The organism is Actinoplanes regularis (genome assembly GCF_900188005.1).
GTDB classification, from domain to species: domain Bacteria; phylum Actinomycetota; class Actinomycetes; order Mycobacteriales; family Micromonosporaceae; genus Actinoplanes; species Actinoplanes regularis.
In genome coordinates this window covers 521,921-544,002 of sequence record NZ_FZNR01000003.1, presented here as the reverse complement: position 1 = coordinate 544,002, position 22,082 = coordinate 521,921, and the positions used below count along the sequence as shown (strand labels likewise).

The 22,082-nt window shown below is 70.3% G+C and carries 22 protein-coding genes; 19 read left to right on the top strand and 3 right to left on the bottom strand.

Going from position 1 to position 22,082, the window contains the following annotated elements; translation table 11 throughout:
* Nucleotides 1–130: 130 nt before the first annotated feature.
* From CHC09_RS12045 to CHC09_RS12035, 3 genes are all read right to left on the bottom strand, one after another.
* On the bottom strand, nucleotides 131–913 hold the full coding sequence (locus CHC09_RS12045) for a hypothetical protein (RefSeq protein WP_089293106.1): 783 nt from the start codon (nucleotides 911–913) through the stop codon (nucleotides 131–133).
* A 486-nt stretch (nucleotides 914–1,399) separates the two neighbouring features.
* On the bottom strand, nucleotides 1,400–2,089 hold the full coding sequence (locus CHC09_RS12040; protein WP_089293105.1) for a DUF3800 domain-containing protein: 690 nt from the start codon (nucleotides 2,087–2,089) through the stop codon (nucleotides 1,400–1,402).
* 43 nt (nucleotides 2,090–2,132) lie between these two features.
* The gene (locus CHC09_RS12035) at nucleotides 2,133–2,321 is read right to left on the bottom strand and encodes a helix-turn-helix transcriptional regulator (RefSeq protein ID WP_089293104.1); all 189 of its coding nucleotides are present in this window, start codon (nucleotides 2,319–2,321) and stop codon (nucleotides 2,133–2,135) included.
* Nucleotides 2,322–2,432: 111 nt separating this feature from the next.
* Here CHC09_RS12035 and CHC09_RS12030 point away from each other — a divergent pair, with 111 nt between their 5' ends.
* The 19 genes from CHC09_RS12030 (at nucleotide 2,433) to CHC09_RS11940 (ending at nucleotide 22,077) form a co-directional block, all read left to right on the top strand.
* Nucleotides 2,433–3,032 carry a helix-turn-helix domain-containing protein gene (locus tag CHC09_RS12030; RefSeq protein WP_143232296.1) on the top strand — a complete coding sequence of 200 codons (600 nt, stop codon included), beginning with the start codon at nucleotides 2,433–2,435 and terminating at the stop codon, nucleotides 3,030–3,032.
* A 249-nt stretch (nucleotides 3,033–3,281) separates the two neighbouring features.
* Nucleotides 3,282–4,565 (top strand): tyrosine-type recombinase/integrase, encoded by a 1,284-nt coding sequence (locus tag CHC09_RS12025; protein WP_179277050.1) that lies wholly within the window; start codon nucleotides 3,282–3,284, stop codon nucleotides 4,563–4,565.
* 112 nt (nucleotides 4,566–4,677) lie between these two features.
* Entirely contained in the window at nucleotides 4,678–5,040 is a 363-nt protein-coding gene (locus CHC09_RS12020) for a hypothetical protein (protein WP_089293101.1), read from the top strand.
* 816 nt (nucleotides 5,041–5,856) lie between these two features.
* Nucleotides 5,857–6,990, top strand: a complete 1,134-nt coding sequence (locus CHC09_RS12015) for a DNA-processing protein DprA (protein ID WP_089293100.1) — start codon at nucleotides 5,857–5,859, stop codon at nucleotides 6,988–6,990.
* 202 nt (nucleotides 6,991–7,192) lie between these two features.
* Nucleotides 7,193–8,965, top strand: coding sequence for a DUF2637 domain-containing protein (locus CHC09_RS12010; RefSeq protein WP_089293099.1), 1,773 nt, complete (start codon nucleotides 7,193–7,195; stop codon nucleotides 8,963–8,965).
* A 579-nt stretch (nucleotides 8,966–9,544) separates the two neighbouring features.
* Nucleotides 9,545–9,967, top strand: a complete 423-nt coding sequence (locus CHC09_RS12005; RefSeq protein WP_089293098.1) for a hypothetical protein — start codon at nucleotides 9,545–9,547, stop codon at nucleotides 9,965–9,967.
* A gap of 99 nt (nucleotides 9,968–10,066) precedes the next feature.
* Nucleotides 10,067–11,008 (top strand): DUF4192 domain-containing protein, encoded by a 942-nt coding sequence (locus CHC09_RS12000; RefSeq protein ID WP_179277049.1) that lies wholly within the window; start codon nucleotides 10,067–10,069, stop codon nucleotides 11,006–11,008.
* Nucleotides 11,005–11,988, top strand: coding sequence for a hypothetical protein (locus tag CHC09_RS11995; RefSeq protein WP_089293096.1), 984 nt, complete (start codon nucleotides 11,005–11,007; stop codon nucleotides 11,986–11,988). Before CHC09_RS12000 ends, CHC09_RS11995 begins: the two co-directional genes overlap by 4 nt.
* The gene (locus CHC09_RS11990) at nucleotides 11,988–12,395 is read left to right on the top strand and encodes a hypothetical protein (RefSeq protein ID WP_089293095.1); all 408 of its coding nucleotides are present in this window, start codon (nucleotides 11,988–11,990) and stop codon (nucleotides 12,393–12,395) included. Before CHC09_RS11995 ends, CHC09_RS11990 begins: the two co-directional genes overlap by 1 nt.
* A 132-nt stretch (nucleotides 12,396–12,527) precedes the next feature.
* Complete coding sequence (locus tag CHC09_RS11985; protein ID WP_143232294.1) at nucleotides 12,528–13,154, top strand: hypothetical protein; 627 nt, start codon at nucleotides 12,528–12,530, stop codon at nucleotides 13,152–13,154.
* A 168-nt stretch (nucleotides 13,155–13,322) separates the two neighbouring features.
* Nucleotides 13,323–14,552: a methyltransferase gene (locus CHC09_RS11980; RefSeq protein WP_179277048.1), complete on the top strand. Its 1,230-nt coding sequence runs from the start codon at nucleotides 13,323–13,325 to the stop codon at nucleotides 14,550–14,552.
* Nucleotides 14,553–14,825: 273 nt separating this feature from the next.
* Nucleotides 14,826–16,655 (top strand): ParB/RepB/Spo0J family partition protein, encoded by a 1,830-nt coding sequence (locus tag CHC09_RS11975; protein ID WP_089293092.1) that lies wholly within the window; start codon nucleotides 14,826–14,828, stop codon nucleotides 16,653–16,655.
* A 92-nt stretch (nucleotides 16,656–16,747) separates the two neighbouring features.
* Nucleotides 16,748–17,146: a hypothetical protein gene (locus CHC09_RS11970; protein ID WP_143232293.1), complete on the top strand. Its 399-nt coding sequence runs from the start codon at nucleotides 16,748–16,750 to the stop codon at nucleotides 17,144–17,146.
* A 127-nt stretch (nucleotides 17,147–17,273) separates the two neighbouring features.
* Complete coding sequence (locus CHC09_RS11965; RefSeq protein ID WP_089293090.1) at nucleotides 17,274–18,827, top strand: DNA cytosine methyltransferase; 1,554 nt, start codon at nucleotides 17,274–17,276, stop codon at nucleotides 18,825–18,827.
* Nucleotides 18,824–19,267: a hypothetical protein gene (locus tag CHC09_RS11960; protein ID WP_089293089.1), complete on the top strand. Its 444-nt coding sequence runs from the start codon at nucleotides 18,824–18,826 to the stop codon at nucleotides 19,265–19,267. The genes CHC09_RS11965 and CHC09_RS11960 overlap by 4 nt, the downstream gene beginning before the upstream one ends.
* A gap of 73 nt (nucleotides 19,268–19,340) precedes the next feature.
* Nucleotides 19,341–19,832 (top strand): hypothetical protein, encoded by a 492-nt coding sequence (locus CHC09_RS11955; RefSeq protein WP_089293088.1) that lies wholly within the window; start codon nucleotides 19,341–19,343, stop codon nucleotides 19,830–19,832.
* Nucleotides 19,833–19,910: 78 nt separating this feature from the next.
* On the top strand, nucleotides 19,911–20,357 hold the full coding sequence (locus tag CHC09_RS11950; protein ID WP_089293087.1) for a hypothetical protein: 447 nt from the start codon (nucleotides 19,911–19,913) through the stop codon (nucleotides 20,355–20,357).
* Nucleotides 20,354–21,322, top strand: coding sequence for a hypothetical protein (locus CHC09_RS11945; protein ID WP_089293086.1), 969 nt, complete (start codon nucleotides 20,354–20,356; stop codon nucleotides 21,320–21,322). Before CHC09_RS11950 ends, CHC09_RS11945 begins: the two co-directional genes overlap by 4 nt.
* The gene (locus tag CHC09_RS11940; protein WP_089293085.1) at nucleotides 21,319–22,077 is read left to right on the top strand and encodes a hypothetical protein; all 759 of its coding nucleotides are present in this window, start codon (nucleotides 21,319–21,321) and stop codon (nucleotides 22,075–22,077) included. Before CHC09_RS11945 ends, CHC09_RS11940 begins: the two co-directional genes overlap by 4 nt.
* Nucleotides 22,078–22,082: the final 5 nt, after the last annotated feature.

Genomic DNA, 22,082 nt, shown 5'->3' with positions numbered 1-22,082 from the left:
GACTGAGCGTGAGCGGATAGCGCAGCGGCGACCATCTCGTCGATGGATTCCCAGGGCCTGGTATCGGCGCAGCCATCCCCATTGGCACTCTCGGGTGGGATGAGCAGGCGGCTCGCCGGTTTCGATGGGGTCAGCCGACCGCCGTCGCGACACGTCGGCGTGCCGCCTGGCTGAGTTGGTTAGCCTCCGTCGAGGGAATCTCATCCCACATCGCCCGGCATAGCCGGTCAACTGCGGCAGCCGCAGCGGCCGGTGGACGTTTCACCGCCGGGTCTCCGAGGAGTTCGTTGAGGAAGTCCGCGAACGTGAGTACCCGCCATCGGTCCGCAGAGTCCAACCCGGGGTATCTACCCACGAGGTCGGCCGGTCCGGCTGATAGAAACACCCAGGCCACCGCGCTCAGCGCGCTGTCGTGCATCCACGCTGGCAGCCAGTTGTTGAAATAGCAATAGTAGTCCAGTTGCGGGATGCCGCACGCCCAGCCACCGTGGTGCGCCTTGCCGTGATAACCGTCCGCCCATGTGCAGCCGCAGTCTCGTAGATCGTGCGCCTTGGTCCCGTGCGGCATCTGCTGCGGGTCGATGACGGCGTCAGCCAGGCGGGCCGCGAATCTGCGGGCGGCAGGATCGTCACGGACCGCAGCGGCATCCGCGAACGACGCCAGTGACCACTGGGCACGGCCGCCAGCGAGTTTCACCTCGACCGTGGCGCCTAGACGCAAACCAGACCCGCAGATGGCGAGATCGGGCCCACGCCGACGCGGCGGGCACATCCACGTCCACAACTCCTCGGACCGAAGCAACCACCCAGGCGAAACGTCGGCGCGTTGAGTCAGCGCCGCGGTAACTGGAATGATCAGTTCGGGATGATCGAACGTGGAGTAGATCGCCGCGGTGACTTCCTGTTCGCTCATCGCCCTCACCTTCCTTGCCAGAAGCCGGTCCGGCAATCATCGTCGAAGGGTCTGACAATCCAGCGCATGAAGATCAGCGCGCGGGTGGCTGCCAGGTCAAAGCCTGACCGGGCCGTCCCAGTCGCCGATCAGTGCGTCGAAGCCGGTGCCGTCGGCAGCTCGGGTGGGGTGGCCCGCATTTGCGCAGCCCCATCGGCGGCGGGGTCGTAGGGCTCGCGGCGCCGTTGCGCTGGGTCAGGAGCGACTCTCCGCCGCCGTCTGGCGGTGTCAAGCCTTGTCCGCCGATGCGGGTCGGTCTCGGTGTTTGTGGTGTTGTGTCTTCGGAGGTGGCGGGCGGCGGGGCTTGACACCGGCTGCGCCGTCGGCGGGAGGCTGCTCCTTGCCCCCGCGCTCCGTCGGGCGGCCCGCCCTCCCGGTCACGGCCGGAGGTCGCGATCGGCGCGCTCGTGCCGTTCGCGGATTCGGGTGGGGTTCAGAGCGGGCTCTTTAGAGTTCGGTGGGCTCGCCGTTGGCGTCGACGGCTCGCAGGATGCGGTTGTACCAGGTGGTTGTCTTGTCGCGGCGTCCGCCGGGGCGTAGTGCGCGGTAGGCGGTCCAGGCGGCGAGGTCGGCGATCTGGACCCACTGGCTGGTGCTGGCGTGCCGGAAGAACGGGTCCTCGATGAGAGCACGGCTGCCGTTCTCGAGTGTGCGGTGCCCGCGGCGGTAGCCGGTGTTGGTGCCGTCGCCGTCCATGACGACAGCGCCGTACGCAGCGGCGTGCTGCAGCTCGGTGTCCAGGCGGCCAATCATGCTCTGGTAAAGGTCCTGCTTGTCGCGTTCGAAGCCGCGGCCTCGGGCGCCGGTACGGCGGTAGACGCTGCCCAGGGTGATGCCCGGCAGGCCCGCGATCACCTTGAGCCCGTCCTCGATCACGCCCAGGCCCAGCTGCGGGCTGCAGCCGAGCGGGGCGCGGGCCCAGTCGCCCCGACCGCCGGCCAGGTCGGTGGCGTGCAGGCGGGTGTCGGCCGCGATGCCGTGCCGTCGGTAGATCCCGGCGCGGAACTTGAGCCAGCGCTGTGTGGCGGCGCCCCAGCGGGCGGGGTCGATGCGGATCCAGCTGAAGGTGGTGACGCCGTGGGCTTCGCTGCCGGAGTCGTCGATGTAGAACAGGGCGAAGTTGGTGCTGGTGCTCATGCGGTGGCGCTTTCCGGGAGGCGGGACGGTCGTTCGGGCGGGTTCACTGCTCGGCGCAGCTGGCTTCGAGCCAGGCGTCGATGTCCTGCTTGCGGTAGCGCCGGTATTTGCCGACCTTGAACGACTTCGGTCCGGTGCGCCGGTAGGTCATGTAGTAGAGCGATTGCGGCGGAATGCCGAGGTACTCCGCGGCTTCCTCGTGCGTCCACAGGCCCTTCGATGCCGTCTCCATCAACCCTCCACTTGTCGAATCAGCAAGTGCATCAAGATCACTTGCTGTGCGGGTAAGTAATCTGACGGAAGGGCTTGCAGCTTGTCAACTGGGAGAGTAAAAATTACGAACATGACAAGTGATGGTGCTGGAGCTGCGGTAACGCCGGGCGAGGTCGTCCGCGAACGGCTGCGCACGACGCGCAAGCAGCGCCGGATGAACCCGGACCAGGCAGCCGAGCGGTACGCCGATCCCGCGATGTCGGCCACGGTGCTGATGAACATCGAGGCGAACCGCCGCCGGACCCCGGTCACCATCGACGAACTCATCCAGTTCGCACACGCGTACGACGTGCCGGTGGAGGCGCTGCTGCTGCCGCCGGGAGACCGTCCGGTGCAGGTCGCGCCCGGTGTGACCGCCGATCCGGCGCGGTTCCTGCGCTGGATACGCGGACAACAGCCCCTCGACGGCACCGATGTGAAGCTGTACGAGGCGGCGGCCACCGCGGTCGCACCGGCCGGGCAGTCGGCCGTCCACGAGCTGCGTGACGAATTCCTGGCACGGGCGACGAACGCGTTCGACATGTTCTTCGCCGGCAGCGAGGAGATGACCCGTAAGACCCGCGCGCAGATGCGCGACGTGCTCAGCGAGGTCCGCGAAGCCGCGGCGTCGGGAACCCCGACGGACGAGCTTTTGGCCGTGATCGACGGGTACCTCGACCGCCTGCAGTAACCCCGTCCACCGACTGATCCTGATCTACCGCTCGTGACCGGCCAGGTCACGAGCCGATAGCCCCTGCCCGAACAACCGCCGCGGCGCGCAGTGAGCGTCGACGGCCGATACCTCACACCCTCCACCCGCTACCACCCACGGCTGCCGGGGCGATACCCCCTGCCCTCACCCCGCAGCGTGCCCGCTGCCGGGGCGATGACGCACGCCCGAACAGCTACGGCGGTCGCCTGTACCGAAGGAACACCTCTCATGGCACGAGCATGGGTCGCCCCCCGCACCAAAGGGCCCGGCTACACCTGTTTCTGGATCGACCCCGATAAACGGCAGCGTCAGCAGATGTTCCGCCTCAAGACCGACGCGGACGACTTCCGCGCCAAGAAGGAACGCGAGCTCGCCACCGGCACCTACCTGGAGGCCAAACGCGGCGCCGAGACCGTGGTCGCGCTGTTCGAACGGTGGGCGACCAGCCGCGGCGTGGAGAACTCCAGCACTCGGCAGTACCTCAGCATGCTCAACAACGCCATCACGCCGTTCTTCAAGGCCAAGACGACCGGCGCGCTCAAGCTCGCCGACGTGCAGGCGTGGATCCTATGGATGCGCGACACCAAGAACTACGCCCCGCAGACCATGCAGACCCGGTTCGGGTACCTGTCGTCGGCGTTGCAGTGGGCGGTCGAGAACGACGAGCTCGGCCGTAACCCGGCCAAACGCGCCAAGCTGCCCGGCAAACGCGCCAACGTGCGCCGCAAGGTCAAAGGCAAGATCATCGTGCCGGATCTCGACGAGATCGAAGCGCTGATCGCCGCATGCGATCCCCGCTACACCGCGATGCTCTGGGTGATGGCCGGCTGCGGGCTGCGCATCGCCGAAGCCATGGGCCTGTGCGCCGACCAGATCGACTTCCGCAAGGGGCTGCTGCACGTCAACCGGCAGATCACCGAGGACGGCGAAACCGAGAGCGGCAAGAACGCCGGCCTGCGGCTGAAGATGTACACCAAGCACCGCGACGCCGAAGACCCCGGCCGTGCGGTGCCGCTGCCGCAGATCGTCGCCGACGTCCTGCGCGCGCACATCAAACGGCTCGGCACCGTCACCTGGCGCTCCTCCGAGGGACCGGTGCAACTGCTATTCCCGAACCACAGCCGCAAGGGGCTGCTGTATCAGTACTACTTCCGTAACCAGGTGTGGCAGCCGGCGCTGGAGACGTCGAAGGTGTCGTTCGACCGCACCCACGCATTGCGGCACTTCTTCGCCTCGTCCATGCTCGCCGACGGTGTCCCGATCACCGACGTCGCGGAATGGCTCGGTCACGCCTCACCGGAGATCACCCACGAGTACTACGGGCACCTGATGCCTGACGCCCCGGACCGTGGCCGCACCGCGATCGACAACGCCATGGCGTCCCTGGCCACCACGACCGGCGGCGAAGGGCGGGCCCGCAGCGGACGCCCACCGCGCGTCTCCGCTGCACGCTCCACGCAGCGTCGCGGCAGCACCGGCAGCGGTCGACGCAAACCGTCGATCGCGGCCTGAAAACGGGACAGGACCTGCTGATCCACGAATGTGGGGCAGGTCCGCACCCGCGACGTTAGCACCCCGCGCCGCGAGCCGGCGAACCCTCACCACCTCCTCGAAAGGCCCCACCATGCCCAGCTCTTCGCGCCGATCCCTAGCAGACGGCCGTACCAGCGTCACCTTCCGCGACGACGACGGACGGCGGCACCGGCACGTCTTCGCCACCCGTCACCTCGCCGAGCAGTTCCAGCACGGCCTCGCCGCCGGCCAGGCACCCGCAGCCCCGGTGCCGGCCGGGCCGGCACCGGCCGCACCACCGGCGCACCACCGTTCGGTCCACCCGCTACGCCAGCTCGCCCGCACACTCATCGACGGCTCCCCCGCCAGCCTCGCGCTCACGTTCCTGCCCGCCCCCGACCTCGACGACATCGAGCAGGACTGGCCAGCACCCACCGCTACGCAACGGCACCTGAGCTTCCTCCAGCCCCGCTAACCAACCCTTTCTCCAAAAACGGCGGCCGAGCGCGCACCAGGACAACACCTGGACAGGCGCAACCGGCCGCCGTCGTGCGTCCCGGCCAGCACTCACCGGAGCGCCGCTCAGGATACGCAAGCATCTTGAGTGACGCCAGCAAGGGCAGTCCGGAGCAATTCTTTTCGGCGCTTCCGGCATGGCCATGTCATCTGGCCGTCGAGTTCGAAGCGACGCGAAGCCGGGTCAGAAGTTGCCTGTGAGCTGCGGTGACACTCCGTGCTTCGTACCACGACACCAAGGGTTTCCTGGCAGCCATACGTCACCGCCGCGTCGTCTTTCTTCCTCAGATTCCCTGCGTGTGTGAACCGTGAAAGGAATGGGTCATGCGTCATTCCTACATTCTTCCCCTGCCCAACGGTCGCTCTTTGGTGGCCTGGACTGATGCAGAAGGAAAACGACGGCGTCTGCATTTCGCCACCCGGGAGCGTGCCCGTCATTTCCGTCTCGGTCTGACCTGCCCGCCCGCGGCCAGCCGGCCACGGCGATTGTCCGCAGCGCCTGCGGTGCTCGCCAGCGCGGGGACGGCGGCACGGTCCCGGACGGTTCTGCCGTCGTCAAGCCGTCCGGTGGCCTCGCGGGCGGCGGACGGGGCTACCCGGCTTGCTGCGCGGCGCCGGGGCGCTGCGCGCGGTCCCCGGTCCGCGAATCGTCTCTGCGTCTCCGGCTTGACCCCGGCCGTGCCCGTCCGGGTCCACCGTGGCCGTCCCCAGCCCGGCCGTCCGGCTCGCTGAGCCCGGCCAAGCCCTGGGTCTTGCCTACTTCTGGAGGTACTTGGTGTCGCAGTTCGATCGCATCAGCGACGAGATCCGCAGCATCCGGGCGGCGCTGTCGCTGTACGTCGGCGGAGCTTTGCCGCCCGACCTGGAAGGCACGGCCGACGCGAACGGGCTGCCCACCGCGGGCTGGGTGTTCCCGCTGTCGGCTCCGGTCGCCGGGCGTTTCGAAGACCTGTCGCCGCAGCTGACCGGCGCCGGACAGATCCTGCGGCGGCGCGCCGAGCAGGCCGGTGTGCGCATGCTGGTGCCCGGCGATCCGGGCTGGCCGGCCGGCACCGGCGCGGACGAGCTGCCGTGCCTGTGGGTCGCCGGGGATTGCGATGTCGCCGGTGCGCTACGGCAGGCGGTCACGGCCGCCGGAGCGATCGACGCGTCCGCGTACGGCACCCATGTGGCCGCTGACCTGGGGGTTGTCCTCGGCGAAGCCGAGTGGACGGTGGTAGCCGCAGCACATGCACTCGGTGTCTGCGCCGCCGCCGTGCGCGGTGCGCGGGCAGCTGACGGCCGAGTCCTGCTGGTCGCGGATCGCGGCCACGACCAGTTCACGGTGCCGCCGATGATCGGCGGAGACACGAGCGCGGCCGAGCACGCCTCGCTGATCAGCCCGTTCCCGCCAGGTTCGCGACCGGGTCGCAGCCGGTACGCGGTGCACCAGCACCTACTGGGCACCTTCGGCGCGGCGAGCGTCATCGTCGAGGAGAAACACGACGGATGGTCCCTGACGGTCGCTCGCGCAGCCGCTGCCAGCGGCCGGCTGGTGTGTGCGGTGCCCGGCCCGGTCACCTCCGCCTTGTCGCAGGGCTGCCACAGTTTGATCGCCGAGGGCAGCGCCCAGCTGGTCACCGGCGCTACCGGAGTGCTCGACGCCATCGGCCGCCAGTTCACCCCAGCACCGGCCGGGGTCCCAAATCTCTATCGCATCGTCGGCACGGCCAGCTGGGACGACGGCCGGTGGCGCACCCGGCGCCTACCGGACTTCCACGTCGAGGCCGACACCGCCCGCAGCGCCGCCGACCACGCCTACCAGGTCGTGTTCGCCGCCAACCCGCAGGCCAGGGGTAACACCCTGACCTGCGGGGTGTTCGGCCCGAACGGCGTTTACGAGGCCGTCGAGGTCTCCTGCACCGACTGATCGTCACACCCGCCGGTCGGCGGCGGGCACAAGCCCCGAACCGTTTGTTGCCGAGCCCGTCCCTGTCCGGGACGGGCTCGGCCTGTTTGTTGAAGGAGGACGTTGTGCGTTGCCCTCGGGACGCAAGCCCGGCCACCCGCCGCGCACGCCACCATCGTCGGGGCCGACCCGGCTCCTGGCTCCTGGCCGATCGGCGGCACCGATGAGCGTGGACCTCGACGCGGTCACCCAGCTCGCCGGAACCGACCGCCGGGCCGCACGGCAACTACTCGACGCGCAACACGCCCAAGCCGCCGCATCGGCACGCATCGCCGCGGCCGACGCGGACGCCGACCGGCAGCTCCGCGTCGCCGAGCAGCAGCAACGCCTCGCCGCACAACACCGCGAGACGGTGCTCCGGGAGAAGGAGCAGGCGCGGGCAGCCCGCCAGCGGCGCCGCACCGACCGGGTAGAGCAGCGCCAGCTGCGTGCCCAGGCCCGCCGCGCCTGGGCGGCGGGCGTCCTGGCGTACCTGAAGGGACACGCCGACGACGCGTACGCCGCGGTGATGTACGGCCTCGCGGTCGGTGGTGCCGTGTACGGGCAGATCAGCGCCGCCACCGCACGAGGCTGGCCCCTCGCCGCCGGCCTGGTCATCGCCGCCGCGATCGAAGGCCTCGCACTGGTCATGGCGCTGACCGCGCAGAAACTCCGGCTCGCCGGCGAAGCCGCCCGCGCACCCCGCGCGCTGACCTGGATCTGCGCGGCAGCCGCCGCCGGCATCAACTACCTCGGCCACGCCCACGCCGACAAAACCGGCGCCGTGCTGCTGGCCGCGCTGTCGCTGGCCGGCATCATCGTGTGGGAGATCCGGTCCGGGGCTACGCACCGCCTCGAGCTACGCAAGCGTGGGCTGCTGCCGGAACCGGCCGCGGTGTTCGGCTGGCGCCGCTGGCTCCGCTTTCCCCGGTCGACGCTGGCCGCCTGGTCGATCGACGTCCGCAACCGGGTCAGCCCTCGCGCCGGACAGCTCTTGGAGACCGCGTCCGCCGAACGTCGTCAGCGTCAGGACGCCGCCGACCGGCGCCGGGTCCGTCGGCTGGCCCGCCGCACGCTCAGGGACGCCAACCGGTCCGGCGACAGCACCGCGGTCCTGGACGCCCTCACCTGGTTCGCCGAGCCGGACAGGTCCGGACCGGTCCGGGTCGTTAGACCACCGGAAGCTTCCCTGCGGTGCCTCCAGCAGCGGACCGGAGCGGCCCATGAGCCAGGACCGGGTCGGGCCGCTCGCGCGACGGACGGACCGGACCGGCAGCAGGCTCGCCGCCGGTTATGGTCGTCAGCGGGCGGACCACGACTGCGGCCCCGCAGGTCCGGACCTGCGCTGCGGAAACGCCCCGCAACACCGGACGCCGCACAGCTTCCCGGTCCAGTGGTGGCCGGCCGGCAGGCTGCGGACCACGGCGAGGTCCGGTCCGTCAGCACAACATCGGCCTCTCCGGCCCCGGGTGGCGGCCCGGCTGAACCGGACCGGACCGAGATCCGGGACCACCCGGCGGATCGCGGTCCGATCCGCGACCATCCGGCGAATACGGACCGTGCGGCTCGAACCGGCCCGTCCCCCGCGGCCACGGACCGGACCACTCACCCCGGACCTGCAGATGCGGCTCCGGTCCGGCCGGTCGCCGCCGCGCTAGCGCCCGCCGACCGGACCGCGAAACGGGAACCAGTCCGGTCCAGCAACGCATCAGCGGACCGGTCCGGTAGGAACCGGTCCGGGCTGGGCGGCCAGTCGCTCGACGTCCCGGACCTGATGGCCGCTGGACGGCAGGTCCGCGACCGGCTCGCCGCCGACGGTGTCGCGCTGTCCCGCTCGCGGCTGATCAAAGGCATCCGGGAGCAGGACATCAGCATCTCGACGGACCGGGCCACCGCCCTGCTCGCCGAACTGCGCCGCGAGGCCAGACCCGCCTCGGCCGGCACCGGCCGTCGCTGACCCGGCCGCGACGCCAGACCCGCCTCGGCCCCGCCTGGCGCGCGACTGCACGCTCTGGCCAGAGATCGGCCACAGAGCCGACGACAGCGGCGATCACCGCGAACCCGTAGTCGACAAGTTCCTGTATCGGCGCCCGCCAGGTCGGCGGGCGTTTTCGTGTTTCACAGGAGAACTGTTCATGCACATCTCGTCGACCGCGACGCGCCGGCCGTAGCCGCCAGCCACGAGATCCCAGAGTGCCAGCCGATCCGAGCATCGCGCCGGACTCGCCGAGCCGGCAGGGATCGACTCGTGTCGCGATCAGGCGTTGCGGCCGGTGGGCTGCCCGGCTGGCCGCGCTGCTGTCCCCGCGCCTTCTACCGGCCCGGCCCTGGCCCGGCAAGGGGCCGGCTGGTCCCGCGCCGCCATCGTCACACCGGTCGCTTATCGGTGAAGTAGCCGCGGGTGGCGGTGCGGGCCGGCCCCTTGCCTGTCTGCGGGCGTCCGGGCCGGTCGGCTGCGGGGTCAGCGCGGCGATTCGCCGGGCGCCGCACCGCGCGCCCGCCGTCCGCTGGCGATCCGCGACGGGAGCTCCTGCCCATGTCCCTTTACCAGGTCGGTATCTACCACAACACCACCTCGACGTTCCTGCCCTATGACAGCGAGGACCTGGTCTCGTTGGTCTTCACGTTCGATCTCGAACGGCCCGACGGCACCAGCGCCGAGCAGGTCGCCGACTGGGCGTTCCGGGCGTTCAACGCTGACCTCGACCTGTTGGAGAGCGACCAGCGCGACGGCAACGCGGATCCGATGGTCTTCCCGCTGGCGTGTCTCTACCGGCTTCTGCGGTTGCGGTCGGTTGCGGTCGGTGACGTGCTGCGGGTCGCCTGCGGCGAGCAGGTGTGGTGGCTGGGCTGCGGCCGGTCCGGGTGGGACGCCGTCGACGAACCGTGGCCGTACCAGGGCAAGCCGCTGACCGCCAAGCGGATCTATGAACACCTCGCCGCGGACCGCCAGCGGTAACCGACCTCTCCCACCTGCTCGGGCCGCTCACTGCTCGGGCAGCTCACTGGTCCAGCCGTCCGTCCCCCTTTCTCATCGCATCGAGGAGTTGTCATTTTGTTGGATGAACCTGCTGAACCGGGTTTGCGGTCGCGGCCGGAGTTGCTGGGCGAGGTTCCCTATCTGCTCGGCTATCACCCGGCCGACAGTGTCGTCGCGGTCTTCCTGACCGACGAGAGCATCATTTTGCTCACCGGCCGGATGGACCTGTCCACGCCGGCCGCGGTGCTCGTCGAGCAGTGGTCGCAGGTCGCCCGCCGCTACGGGGCCGCGTCGGTGATGCTGATCGGCTACGGGCACCGGACGCAATCGTCGCGGGTATCGGCGATCGCTGACGCCGTGGCCGCGCAAGTGTCGGTCACCGATGTCCTGCTGGTTGCTGACGGCGAGTATGTCTGCCTGCGGTGCCCGTGTCGTGAGGCCGACGGGGTGCCCTTCGACCCGGCGGCGACCGCGTCGGCCGCCCGCGCCACCCTGGCGGGGCGGGTAGCGCTGCCCTCGCGGCAGGAACTGCTGGCCCTGACCGAGCCTGATCTGCTCGAACAGGTCAGCGTCGGCGCCGCCCTGGCGCAGCTGCCCGTCGAGACCGACGACGGCCCGGCGGTGGTCCGCTACTTGATGGAGTTGGCCGCTGACGGTCAGCGTCTGCAGGTCGACGAGGTGGCCCGGCTGGTCCGGTTGCTGCACGAGCGGCCGGTCCGTGACGTGGCGTGGCGGGCCACCGGAAAGCAGATGTGGCAGCGCGACCTGTGGCTGGACGTCACCCGCCGCGCGCCGGCAGGTCACGTTGCGGCGCCGGCGAGCCTGGCCGCCTGGTGTGCCTGGCAGCGCGGCGAGGAGACCCTCGCGGTCGCGGCTCTCGACCGGGCCCTGGCCGATGACAAGACTTACCTGCTGGCCCGGCTGATCTGGCACGCCATCCTGCACGGGCTGCCCGCCCACCAACTGCTCAAAGACCTGCCCGACATGCAGGACACCAGCGCCAACGGGGAGCAGCCGTGACCGGCATCCTGGCCATCACCAGCGATCCCCAGCTACGCGATGCGTGGTCGGACGCCGCGTCCCGGGCGGGAGCGCACCTCACGCAGCACCCGGACATCCTCGCCGCCCACGCCCTGTGGCCGCAGGCGACGCTGGTGCTGCTCGGCGCCGACCAGGTCAGCGCCGCAGTGCGCGCCCGGCTGCCGGTGCGTGCCGGGGTGATCGTGGTGGCCGCGGACACGCCGGACAGCGACGTCTACCGGGCGGCGGACCTGCTGCGGGCCGCCTATGTAGCTATGGTGCCGATCTGCCAGGACTGGCTGGTTGACCAACTGCGCCCGGCCGGTGATCGTGTCCTCGACCGGCTGCGGGCCACTAGATTCTCTGTCGGTTACACCCACCGCGATCGTGCGGCCGACACCGGGTGGGTACGGCCGGTGGACTGGCGCGAACGCCCCGACGAGGATCGGCCGCACGCGTACGTGATGCTCTCGGATGTCGCCCGCGGTGAATGCCGGTCCGGGCAGTCCTCGCTCGTGCACCGCAGCAACATGCGCTCGCTGCACCGCGCGTTCCCCGGCGTGTTCACCGACATGGTGTTCGCCAATGTCACCGCTCTGGGTGCGTTCGCCGCCGACCTACCAGTGCAGGTGGTTGACGTGCTGTGCCGGCTGTCCCGCGAGTACCTCGTCTTCGATGAAGACGACCTCGCCGTCCTCGAGCGCGAGGAGATTCTGGCCTCGTGGCAGCGGTGGCTTGCCGATGACGTACGGCCGCATCTGGGCAAGCATGCCCGTGCCGTCTGGGACCTGCTGTCCGACGACGACCGGGAGCGGCTGTGGTGGGACACCGTCATCGGCCGTGACGCGTGGCCCGAGCACGATATGCGCACGGTGTTGTGGGGCTGGAGTGCGCTGATCGACCCCTACACGGCTCGGCTGACCGCCGAAGGCCGCCGCCGCGCCAAGACAAACCGCAACAGCGTGAGCGTGGTCGGCTGATGCGCGACGAGATCCTGAAACCGGCGACGATCCGGGTGCCCGTGCTGTTGCACCGCGAACCCGGGCGCGGCGGGCAGTGGCGGGGCTGGCCGGACATCGGTGACGACGCCGCCCGCGACTACCTCGACGCGCGCGGCAGCACCGAAGCCGAGACCCGGCGCGCCCTGCCCGATCTGGTGGCCACCGCGCTGCGGCATGCGATGGCCAGGCCGATCCTGGTCATCGGTGGCGAACCGTATTACGCCGGCTGCGTGCATGTGATCAACCCGGAGCCGTACGGCTGGGTCGTCTACTCCATTCGCGACGGCCGGCAGTCCGGGTCATGGCACAGCGCTCACGGGCCCAACACATTGCTGGCCCAGGTGCTTGAGCACGTCGGCGGCCAGCCCGCCGTCGTCCGCCTCTAAACCGGCCTTCCCGCAACACCGCTGCTGGCCGCCCGCGATCGGGACGGTCCGGGCGCTCCTGACCGTGGTCCCACGTTGCCCGACGTGGACGTCTTCTTGACCCCTCACCCCGTTTGAAAGGTCGTTCTCTCCATGACTTGTGCCCTCACCACCTCCGAACCGCCCGCAACCGATACGGCGCCGACCACGACGCTCGGTCAGGTGATCGCCGCGTGGATCGGCGGGTTCCCGGTCGTACGGCTGGACGCCGGCACGAGTGACGCTGTCGTGATCTCCGGCGGTGACGCGGTCACCGAGGTGCTACTCGACGACGGCGTGCTGAGCACCGAGCCGCTCGACCGGCTCGCCACCGTGATCACCGATCCGTTCCGGCAGGCGACGCTGCTGCGCCAGGCCGCACGCAGCCTGCACAACCAGACCCGCGCCGCTAAGGCCGCGCTCGACCGGCAGCAGCGTGAGCACGAACGCCAGCTCCAGCAGATTCGTGACTACGCGATCGCCCGGCACCGCGACGGCGACATCTGCCGCGACGGCCTCGACCGGTTCCTGGAGCACTTCGGCATGCCGCCGTACGAGCCGCTGGTCCGGGTGAGGTTCACCGTCCGCGGCAGCTACCTCGTGCGCGGCAGCACCGCAGATGCGGCCAAGAGCGACGGCAGCTACCTGCGGCTGGACACCAGCAACGTCGATGACGTCGTCGAGGACTCCGAAGAGTTCCACGTCGACATCGACAGCGCCGACGAACTCGCCGACGACTAAACACCAGCAAACCGCACTGGACCCGGTCCAGCTGCTCCCCACCCCTTCCTTTGTTGTCAGGGGCCGCCTTCGCCGGTGGTGCTCGCGCCGTCCTGGCCTGGTCCAGCGACCGCGGCGCGGCACCGCCGCGGGCGGCCCCTCTTTTCGTGTTTCCGGACGGAGCTTTCGTTGCGTTCACGTTCTCTTTCGCGTTCCCATCTCACGCCGGCCACCCGCGCGGCGCTGGAGGCCGCTCACATCGACGGTGCCCGGGTGCGGCTGGCCGAGCAGTTGCCGGTCGACGACTACGCCGACGTCGCCAAGGTCTTGGCGGCCCTGGGCGGGCTGTGGTCCCCGGCGGCCCGAGCGACCGTCTTTCCCGACGGCACCGACGCCGCTCTGCTCGTCAAGCAGGTCCTCGCGGGCGGGGTGGTGCCGCTGCACCCGCGTACCGCTGAAGGCTGGGTCCGTACCCCGGACGACGTCGCCGACGACCTGTGCTCCTACCCGCACAGCGACCTCGCCTGGCTGCCGCCGGGCTCCCGCGTCTTGGAGCCGTCGGCCGGTGTCGGCTCTCTTGCCGCCGCGATGCTGCGGATCAACCCCGGCGTGGCTGTGACCGCCGTCGAATCGAACCCGGCGCGGGCGGCCGTGTGCGAGAACCTCGACCCGGCCATCACCGTGCACACCCAGACGTTCGAAACCTACGCCGCCCGCGCCATGGCTGAACGGGTGCGGTTCGACGCGATCGTCATGAACCCGCCGTTCTCCGTCCCCTCCGACAAGGCGTTGTGGATCGAGCACCTGCGCCTGGCCTGGCACCTGCTCGCCCCTGGCGCCCGCCTGGTGTGTGTGGTCCCGGCCAGCATCGCCACCCGCGGCGACACCCGGCATCGCGACATCCGGACGCTCGTCGAGTACTACGGCACTCACGAAGCGATGCCGTTCGAGGCATACAAGCCGTCCGGTACCAGCTTCTCCACCAGCGTCGTGCGGATGACCAAACCCGTCCGGTCCGGCGCTACCCCGGAGTTCCTGTTCCGGCCGGTGCGGCTGGCCGCACCTGTCCGCGTCGACGAGCCCCGCTTCACCGGCGAGGCCGCTCGAACCACGCCGGTGCAGGTGTGGCACGACTCGTGGCGGCGCCGCGATCGGGTGCTGCGCTACCACGGCCGGTGCGCTGTCTGCGGCTGGCTGCTGTGGGGCGCCGACGACGGCGAGAACGACCCCCGCGGGGTCCTCGGCGACTTCACCGCCGGGTTCTCCCTGGTCGCCGACGACTACGACCAGCACGGTCCCACCGTCGGGCTGTGCTGCGGCTGCGGCAACGACGGTGACCGCTACGAGGTCGGCGTCGGTATCGCCCGCACCCACTGGTCCGCACCCGTCCTCGTCCCGGCACTCGCCGCTGCCGCGTAGCAGCGGGGGACGCCCGGTGGTGCCGTCGCGGGCGCGGGCCGCCCGGCTGTGCTGGCCCGCGATCCTGGCCGGCCCCGGCTGGCCCCGCAAGACCCCCGCCCCGTCCACCCCGCTACCGGCTGCGCATCAGTCGGGCGGGGCGGGGGCCTGTGCGGGTCTGCGCCGATCGGCCGCCCTGCACGGATCGGGCCAGCACCGCCCGCGGCCACCAGCGCCGCGCGGCGGCATTCACCTCTCTTGATATGTAGGAACGTTGGAAGGACCAGATCTCTGATGAGTATCACCACCCTCGCCGCCACCGAACCCGAGGACTTCTCCCAGGACACCGCCGAGGACATCGCCTTTGATGGCAGCGAGGACGCCGGCGACGCGCCCGGTCAGGAACTGGCCGTCATCCCGACCGATCGCACGGGGGCCGACCTCGTCCCGGCCGACGTCGTCCTGGACGGCGAAGTCGTCGACGGGGAGATCATCGACGACGACCCTGCCGACGGGCTGGAGCGCCTGGTGGCGCAGATGCCGCACCTGCGCGTGGAGTACGTCGACCCGCAGGTGCTGATCGACAACCCGCGCAACCTGCGCGCCTCGACCAGTGATGTGGAGGACCTCAAGGCCTCGATGCGGGTCGTGGGCATCCTGTGCCCGCTGGTCGTGGTCCCGATCGACGGCGACGACACCCAGCTCATGATCATGATCGGGCACCGACGTAAGTATGCGGCCATCGACCTCGGCTTCCCGCGGATCCCGTGTGTGGTGGCGTCCGACGAGGGCGCCGCCGCGCAGATCGTCGCGCAGCTGGCCGAGAACGGCCACCGGGTCGGGCTGACCGCCACCGAGGAGGCCGAGGGCTACCACCAGCTCACCCTGCTCGACTGGACCCCGGAGAAGATCGCCAAGGTCCGCCACGTCCCGGTCGCCAAGGTCAAGAAGACCCTGACCCTCCGGGCTCTGCCGGAAGCCGCCCGCCAGGCCGCCGACACCGGCGATCTGACCCTCGACGACGCCGCCGCGATGGCCGAGTTCAAAGACCAGCCGACCGTGCTCAACCGCATCATCAAGCAGGCCAACTCCGGCTGGGGATTCCGGCACGCCGTCGCCACCGAACGGTCCAAGGTCGCCTACAACAGCGCGAAGGACCGGGTCAAAGCCGAGCAGATCCTGGCCGGCGTCAAGATCACCGGCAAGCCGAAGGGCTGGGGCTACGAAAACCCGGCGGTCGAAGCGTCGCGGCTCGTGGATGCCGACGGTGAGCGACTCAACCTCGACGAGGTCCGCACCCGGCCCGGGTTCGCCGCGTTCATCGAGAAGAACGGTGAGCACGCCCGCGCCGTCGTCTACTGCGTCAACCCGGCCGAGTACGGCTACACCCTGCGCAAGGTCGTCTACGCCCGGCCCGGCGTCTCGGAGGAAGAACGGGTCGCTCAGGAACGCGCCGAGCAGGAGAAGGCCGCCCACCAGGAGGCCCTGAAGATCGCGGCTACGGTCCGCACCGACTTCTACCGGCAGTCGTACACCGCGACCCGCGTGATCAAGCGGCTGTTCCCCGACGCGCTGCGCGCCACAGTGACCGGTACCGACTTGAGCCGCCACGACGTCGACAACCTGTACGCCGACCTCGGCGGCGTGACCGACGACGCCCTGGAAGCGGCCAAGGAGGACCGGCTGCGGCGCTGCCTGGTCGCCCAGTGGATCGGCCACCAGGAACACAACCTGCGCTACGCCACCGAATGGGCGCACTACATGGACGACGACGCAGCCATCGCCTGGCTCCACCAGCTCGTCGCCGACGGCTACACCCTCTCCGAGGCCGAAACCAAGCTCCTGGCCGACATCACGCCAGCCGACCCGGCGGACGAGCCGATGGATGACAAGGCTGCCGACCCCGGTGATCAGAACGCTGCCGACGAGCCGGGCAGCGACGTCCAGGCGCCCGAGCTCAGCACCGGCGAGGACGACGCCGTCACTGCTGAGATCCTCGACGGCTTCGACAGCTTCGACGGCTTCGACGAGGTCGTCGAGGACGAGGCGATGTTCGACGATCTCGACGAGGACGAGCCGCTGACCCCGGCCGACGCTGACGCCGCAGACACCCCCGCGGCCTGACCAGCGCGTTACCCCGATCCTTCCGCCCCGGCTGGCGGGCCCGCTGCACATGACGGCGGTACCCGCCAGCCACCCATGAGGAGCCCGCATTGATGATCGACAGCCTCCGTGGCGGCGGAGCGACACCAGCCGCCCGCCGACACCCTGTGACCGGTCCGGCCCAGATGTCACTGGCCTACGCCGGGCTGCTGCCCGAGCATGCCCGCACGCAGGCGCTGCCCTCGTTGCCGGCCGTGCCCGGCGGCGACGCCTATCCGGACATGCTCTGGTCCTCGCCATTCACCCCGCCGCTGTGGTCCACGGCGGCCACCCCCAGCACCGGCACCACGCCCGAGCCGGCCACCGCGCTCGACGATCCCGCGCCGGACGGGGTTGCCCTCACCGGCGTGGACTGGCATTGGGCTCTGCCGATCGAGGTCGGTGGCGTCACGGAGCAGGTCGCACCGGTGACCCGGTGGGCTCCCAACCACTGGGGGCTATCTCTCAGGTAGCAAGCGGCGTACCGCACGCCAGCTGCTGACCTTCTCCCTCTTTTATCCCTCGCCTCGAAGGGCGGGAGACCTACGCCGTCCGGGCGCGGGTCTCCCGCCCTTTGCTCGTTTCTGGAGATTCTGCGCGTTGACTCTGACCCTCACTGACCTGTTCTGCGGCGCGGGCGGCTCGGCATCCGGTGCCGAGCTCGTCGACGGCGTGCGCACCGTGATCGCCGCCAACCACTGGGACAAGGCGATCGCCACCCACGAGCACAACCTGCCGCACGCCGCGCACGACTGCGCCGACATCTCACAGATCGACCCCCGCCGCTACCCGGCGACGGACCTGCTGTGGGCCTCACCCGAGTGCACCAACCACTCCCAGGCCAAAGGCGTACGCGCCGCCGACCAAGTCCCCGACCTGTTCGGCGAGATCCTGCCCGATGACGCCGCCGAACGCTCTCGGGCGACCATGTGGGACGTCGTCCGGTTCATCGAGGCGAAATGGCTCGCCGGCCGCCCCTACAAGGGATTCATCGTCGAGAATGTCGTCGAGGTCACCCGGTGGATCCCGTATGCGGCGTGGCGCTCGGCGCTGGAGGGCTACCGGTACTGCCTGCACACCGTCTACCTGAACTCGATGTTCGCCCAGGCCGGCGGGGACGGGGCCTGCCAGTCCCGGGATCGCTGGTACACGATCGGCCACTTGAAGAGCATCGGCCGGTGCCCGGACCTGCGCCGCTGGACCCGGCCGCAGGCCACCTGTGACCGGTGCGGCCGGACGCAGACGCCGATCCAGGCGTGGAAGAACCCGAACGTGGCGTGGGGCCGCTACGGCGCCCAGTACGTGTGGCGCTGCCCCACCACTGCCTGCCGCGGCAACCGCGTCTACCCGCGGGTGCTGCCAGCCGCAGCGGCGATCGACTGGAACCTGGCGGGCACCCGAATTGGTGACCGGGCCAAACCTCTCGCGGTCAAGACGATGGACCGGATCGAGCAGGGCCTGGCCCGGTACGCGCGGCCGATGATGGTGCCCGCCGGCGGCACCTGGCGCACCAGCGCGGTCCCGGTCGACGCGCCGATGCCGGCCCGGACCACCCGCGAGACCGACGCTCTGGCCGTCCCGGCGCTCGGCGACGTGCTCACCCCGCTGGTTGTGGCGCTGGAAGGCCGGGCCACCGTCTCGCACATCCGGCCGGTCGACCGGCCGTTGCGGGCGCAGACCGGCCGCGCCCAGGACGCCCTCGTCGTGCCGATGCGTAACCACGGCGTCGCCCGCCCCGCTGGCACGCACCCGTTGCCGACCGTCACCGCTGCGGGCAACCATCACGCGCTGCTGTCGTGGCCCGAACTGCTGGTGCCGTACTACGGCACCGGCCGGGCCCGGCCCACCGACCAGCCGATGGGTGCCCTGTCCACGGTCGACCGGTTCGGGTTGCTCGACACCGCCCCAGCCACCGCGCTGGATGTGATGGACTGCCTGTTCCGGATGCTGGAGCCCCATGAGATCCAGGCCGGGATGGCGTTCGACCCCGCCTACGAGATCCTGGGCACCCGCCGCGAACGCGTCCGGCAGGCCGGCAACGCCGTCACCCCCTGCGCGGCGAGGGATCTGATCGCGGCGCTGGTCGAAACCATCACCGGCCAGGCACCGACGTTCGTGCGCGGCGACTACGCGCTCGCCGGGGCCGCCGCATGACCGGGCAGCAGCATTCCGAACAGTCGCAGCCGTCGCGGGACACGGCGATCCTGGACCGGCTCACCGCGTTCCTCAACCAGGAAGGCGACAGCGTCTCCGGCGCGGACACCGTCGAACTGCTGATGCAGCTGGTCGACGCGAGCGGCCGGCCACGGCTGAAGCTGCCGACCCTGGAGGTGGCCGCCGAGGTCACCGAGGACCGGTACGGGCTGGTCACCGCCCGCATCACCATCGGCGGCATCACCCTGCAAGTGTTCCAGCCCGTCGACGGCTGCGCCGACGTGTGCCTGGACCTCACCCAGGAGCCCGGCTACGGCGAGGGCTACCGGGTCATGGTCACCACCGAAGGCAGACCGGTACTCAACCCGGTGCCACTGAGCACGTCCAGCTCACCCCTCACCGATCCGCGGATCGCCCCACCAGCTCCGCCGCGCCAGTGACCCTGCGGCCTACTCCACCCGAGTTGGCCTTCCGAGCACGGCGCGCTCCGACCCCCTGAACAGGAGTTTCTGCATGGTGTCTTCCCCTGGCACAGCACAGCCCGGCGAGCCGAACGACTCGCCGCCAACGTCTTCCCCGGATAGCACCGCCGAGCCCGACGGGGCAGGATCGACCGCCGACGGCGTTGATGATCCGCACGTCTTCGGCCGGCGGATCGCCACTCATCTGGCTGGTCTACTGCAGGTCCGCGTCGCGGATCCCCGGTATCGGTCTGCGCCGGTCGCCCGGCGTCCGGGGGCGACAGACCAGTACGAGTTCACCGTCGACGGATGCCGGGTCCAGATCACCCGCTACCCCGTCGGCTCCCCACACGTGCGGCGCCACCGCACCGAGTACCAGATCCACCTCGACGGCCAGCGAGTGCCCTTCGCACCCCGCTACCCGCAGCAGCTGATCGAAACGCAGATCGCCACCACCATCGCCGGGGCCGTCTTCGACCACCGGCAGGCAGCTCGACGCGCCGACCAGCGATCCGGCCGCCCGTGGCAACGGTGGCGGCCGTGACCTGGCCAACCCCTGACCACCGGTGGGCCACCTGCCCCCGGCACCCCTTTCATCCCCCTCGTTGAGGAGCACCTCGCCATGCAGATGACGACCATCGAGGCACCACCGATCGAACCGACCACCGAGCCCGTACAGATCAGCGCCGAGCCGCAGCCCACCGAGTACGGGGCGCACACCTTCGGCCGGCTGATCACCACCTACCTGCAGAAATACCTGCGTACCGAAGTCGAGGCTCCCGTCTACCGATGCAATCCGTACGGCGCCAGGCCATGCGCGCGGGCGCAGTCGTATGAATTCGCTGCCGCCGAGTTCCAGGTCACGGTCGTGGCTTTCGAGGCCAAGCTGGACGGGAGCTACGACGTCCTGCCCGTCTACGCCCTCTTTCTCGACGGCGAGCGGGTGACGTTCAACCCGCGCAGCTACCAGGACATGGAGAAGGAGATCGCGCTCGCGGTGTGGCTGCACATCGACGACCGGCGACACGACGCCGAGCGTGCCGCAAAGCAGAAGGGTGAGCGCCGGTGACCCGGTGCACCCAGACAGAAGCGTTCGCGGCGTTCCGGAAACTGCGCGACGCCAACGCCGGCCGGCTGCGCGGCCAGTCCCTCACCTACACCCGCTACGGCCGCAACGCCCCGATCCCAGCCGGAACCCTGCACCCCGAGCCGGCAGCGCAGCTGCACGCCGCGATCTACCACCCGGCCGGTCAACCGGTCACCGCCGCCGGAATCGTGTACGTGGTGTCGTGCGACGGCACCCCGATCGCGTGGCTCTGTCGCGACGCCCGCGTGGTCACGCCCGCCGCCGAGCTGTCCGCCTACCAGCTCAAGCAGCAGACCCGCGCCGCCGAGGCGCTGTCACAGCTGACCCGCCAAGCGCGGCTCAAGTTGGCTGCCTTCGGCGACAAGCAGGACGGCCGCATCCAGGACGCCCCCGGTAAACACGACGGCCCACACCTGCTCGTGGCCGACCCGGCGGCGCCGACCGTGACCTGGTGGACGCGGATCAGCACCGACCTCGAGAACAGCCGCGCGCATCTGCGCCGGATCACCAGAGCCCCCGCCGAGGTACTGATCATGGATGCCGTCGGTTACGGCGACTACCAAGCGGCCGAGGCACTCGTCCTCGACGTGCTGTGCACGATCGAGGAGATCGCACAGCGCACCGGTGTACCGGCCGACATCGTCGGCAGCTGGCTGCACACCGAAGGCGGCACCACCCACACCGTGTCCGGCCAGCAGGTCATCGACGCGTTCCTGGCCTCCTACGCCGGGATTCACGCCAACCAGCGAGCGTTCGCCGTCGCCGAGCGTGACGCCCGCGGCTGGACCGGGCTGCTGCACGCCGCCGGGATCAGCCTGTCCCTGTTCGACCTCACCGAGTTCGCGCAGCAGCTGTTCGACACCGACGCCTACGGCATCGCGCTGCCGGACCACCGGATCGCCGTGTTCCGCAGGCCCGCCGCAGCCGGCCGCGGCGGTGACCGGTGACGGCCGACCAGTTCACGCTCACCGCCGATGGGAACCTGAGCGCTCGGCAGACGGTCCGAGACAGCGGCGCGGTGGCGTACCAGCTCACCGGCGTGATGCGCGGAACGATCGTCTTCTTCCCGCACGTTCGCGACCATGAGGCCATCCCGGGGCGGGTGGCGATCCGTTTCGGTGACGGCGACCATCTGCTGGCCACCCACCTTCAGAATCTACCCACGATCGGTGACCTGGCCCTGATCGGCGGCGGGAGCCACCTCAATCTCGACGCACCCGGCTGGACCCGCCAGCTGATCCTGAAAACACAAGACCCCGGCCGCGAGGCGGAATCCGTGGCGGCCATCGGCTACGCCGAGCAGGTCTGTCAGTGGCTCGCCGACCGGTACCGGCAGCTCGACCGGGACAAGCTCAGGCTGGCCGCCGCCCGGCGCACCGCCAACCAGCGGCTCGCCCGCTGCGTCCATCAGCGGATTCTGTCGAACCTGGCGGAGCGTGCCGAGTACGACCGGGAGCTGACCGCGGACTGGACGCTGGCCGAACAGCTGCAACGCCTGTCGCCGCTGCGGCTGCTGCCGACACCAGTTCGGCCCTGTCGGTGCTACGCGTTCGCGGACGTCTACGTCAGCAGCGACGACGACGGGGACTGGCTGACTTGCCCGGCCTGCGACAAGCCCACGGTGATGATCCGCACCGGTGACGGGCTCGGCGGCCTGCTGACCCAACACACCGAGCACCGCTGCCCACCCGATCGCCGCTGACCCTT

Excerpts from the sequence above, each read along its gene's own strand:
- CHC09_RS12045 (WP_089293106.1), bottom strand. The coding sequence starts at position 913 with ATGAGCGAACAGGAAGTCACCGCGGCGATCTACTCCACGTTCGATCAT.
- CHC09_RS12040 (WP_089293105.1), bottom strand. The coding sequence starts at position 2,089 with ATGAGCACCAGCACCAACTTCGCCCTGTTCTACATCGACGACTCCGGC.
- CHC09_RS12035 (WP_089293104.1), bottom strand. The coding sequence starts at position 2,321 with ATGGAGACGGCATCGAAGGGCCTGTGGACGCACGAGGAAGCCGCGGAG.
- CHC09_RS12030 (WP_143232296.1), top strand. The coding sequence starts at position 2,433 with ATGACAAGTGATGGTGCTGGAGCTGCGGTAACGCCGGGCGAGGTCGTC.
- CHC09_RS12025 (WP_179277050.1), top strand. The coding sequence starts at position 3,282 with ATGGCACGAGCATGGGTCGCCCCCCGCACCAAAGGGCCCGGCTACACC.
- CHC09_RS12020 (WP_089293101.1), top strand. The coding sequence starts at position 4,678 with ATGCCCAGCTCTTCGCGCCGATCCCTAGCAGACGGCCGTACCAGCGTC.
- CHC09_RS12010 (WP_089293099.1), top strand. The coding sequence starts at position 7,193 with ATGAGCGTGGACCTCGACGCGGTCACCCAGCTCGCCGGAACCGACCGC.
- CHC09_RS12005 (WP_089293098.1), top strand. The coding sequence starts at position 9,545 with ATGTCCCTTTACCAGGTCGGTATCTACCACAACACCACCTCGACGTTC.
- CHC09_RS11990 (WP_089293095.1), top strand. The coding sequence starts at position 11,988 with ATGCGCGACGAGATCCTGAAACCGGCGACGATCCGGGTGCCCGTGCTG.
- CHC09_RS11985 (WP_143232294.1), top strand. The coding sequence starts at position 12,528 with ATGACTTGTGCCCTCACCACCTCCGAACCGCCCGCAACCGATACGGCG.
- CHC09_RS11975 (WP_089293092.1), top strand. The coding sequence starts at position 14,826 with ATGAGTATCACCACCCTCGCCGCCACCGAACCCGAGGACTTCTCCCAG.
- CHC09_RS11970 (WP_143232293.1), top strand. The coding sequence starts at position 16,748 with ATGATCGACAGCCTCCGTGGCGGCGGAGCGACACCAGCCGCCCGCCGA.
- CHC09_RS11960 (WP_089293089.1), top strand. The coding sequence starts at position 18,824 with ATGACCGGGCAGCAGCATTCCGAACAGTCGCAGCCGTCGCGGGACACG.
- CHC09_RS11955 (WP_089293088.1), top strand. The coding sequence starts at position 19,341 with ATGGTGTCTTCCCCTGGCACAGCACAGCCCGGCGAGCCGAACGACTCG.
- CHC09_RS11950 (WP_089293087.1), top strand. The coding sequence starts at position 19,911 with ATGCAGATGACGACCATCGAGGCACCACCGATCGAACCGACCACCGAG.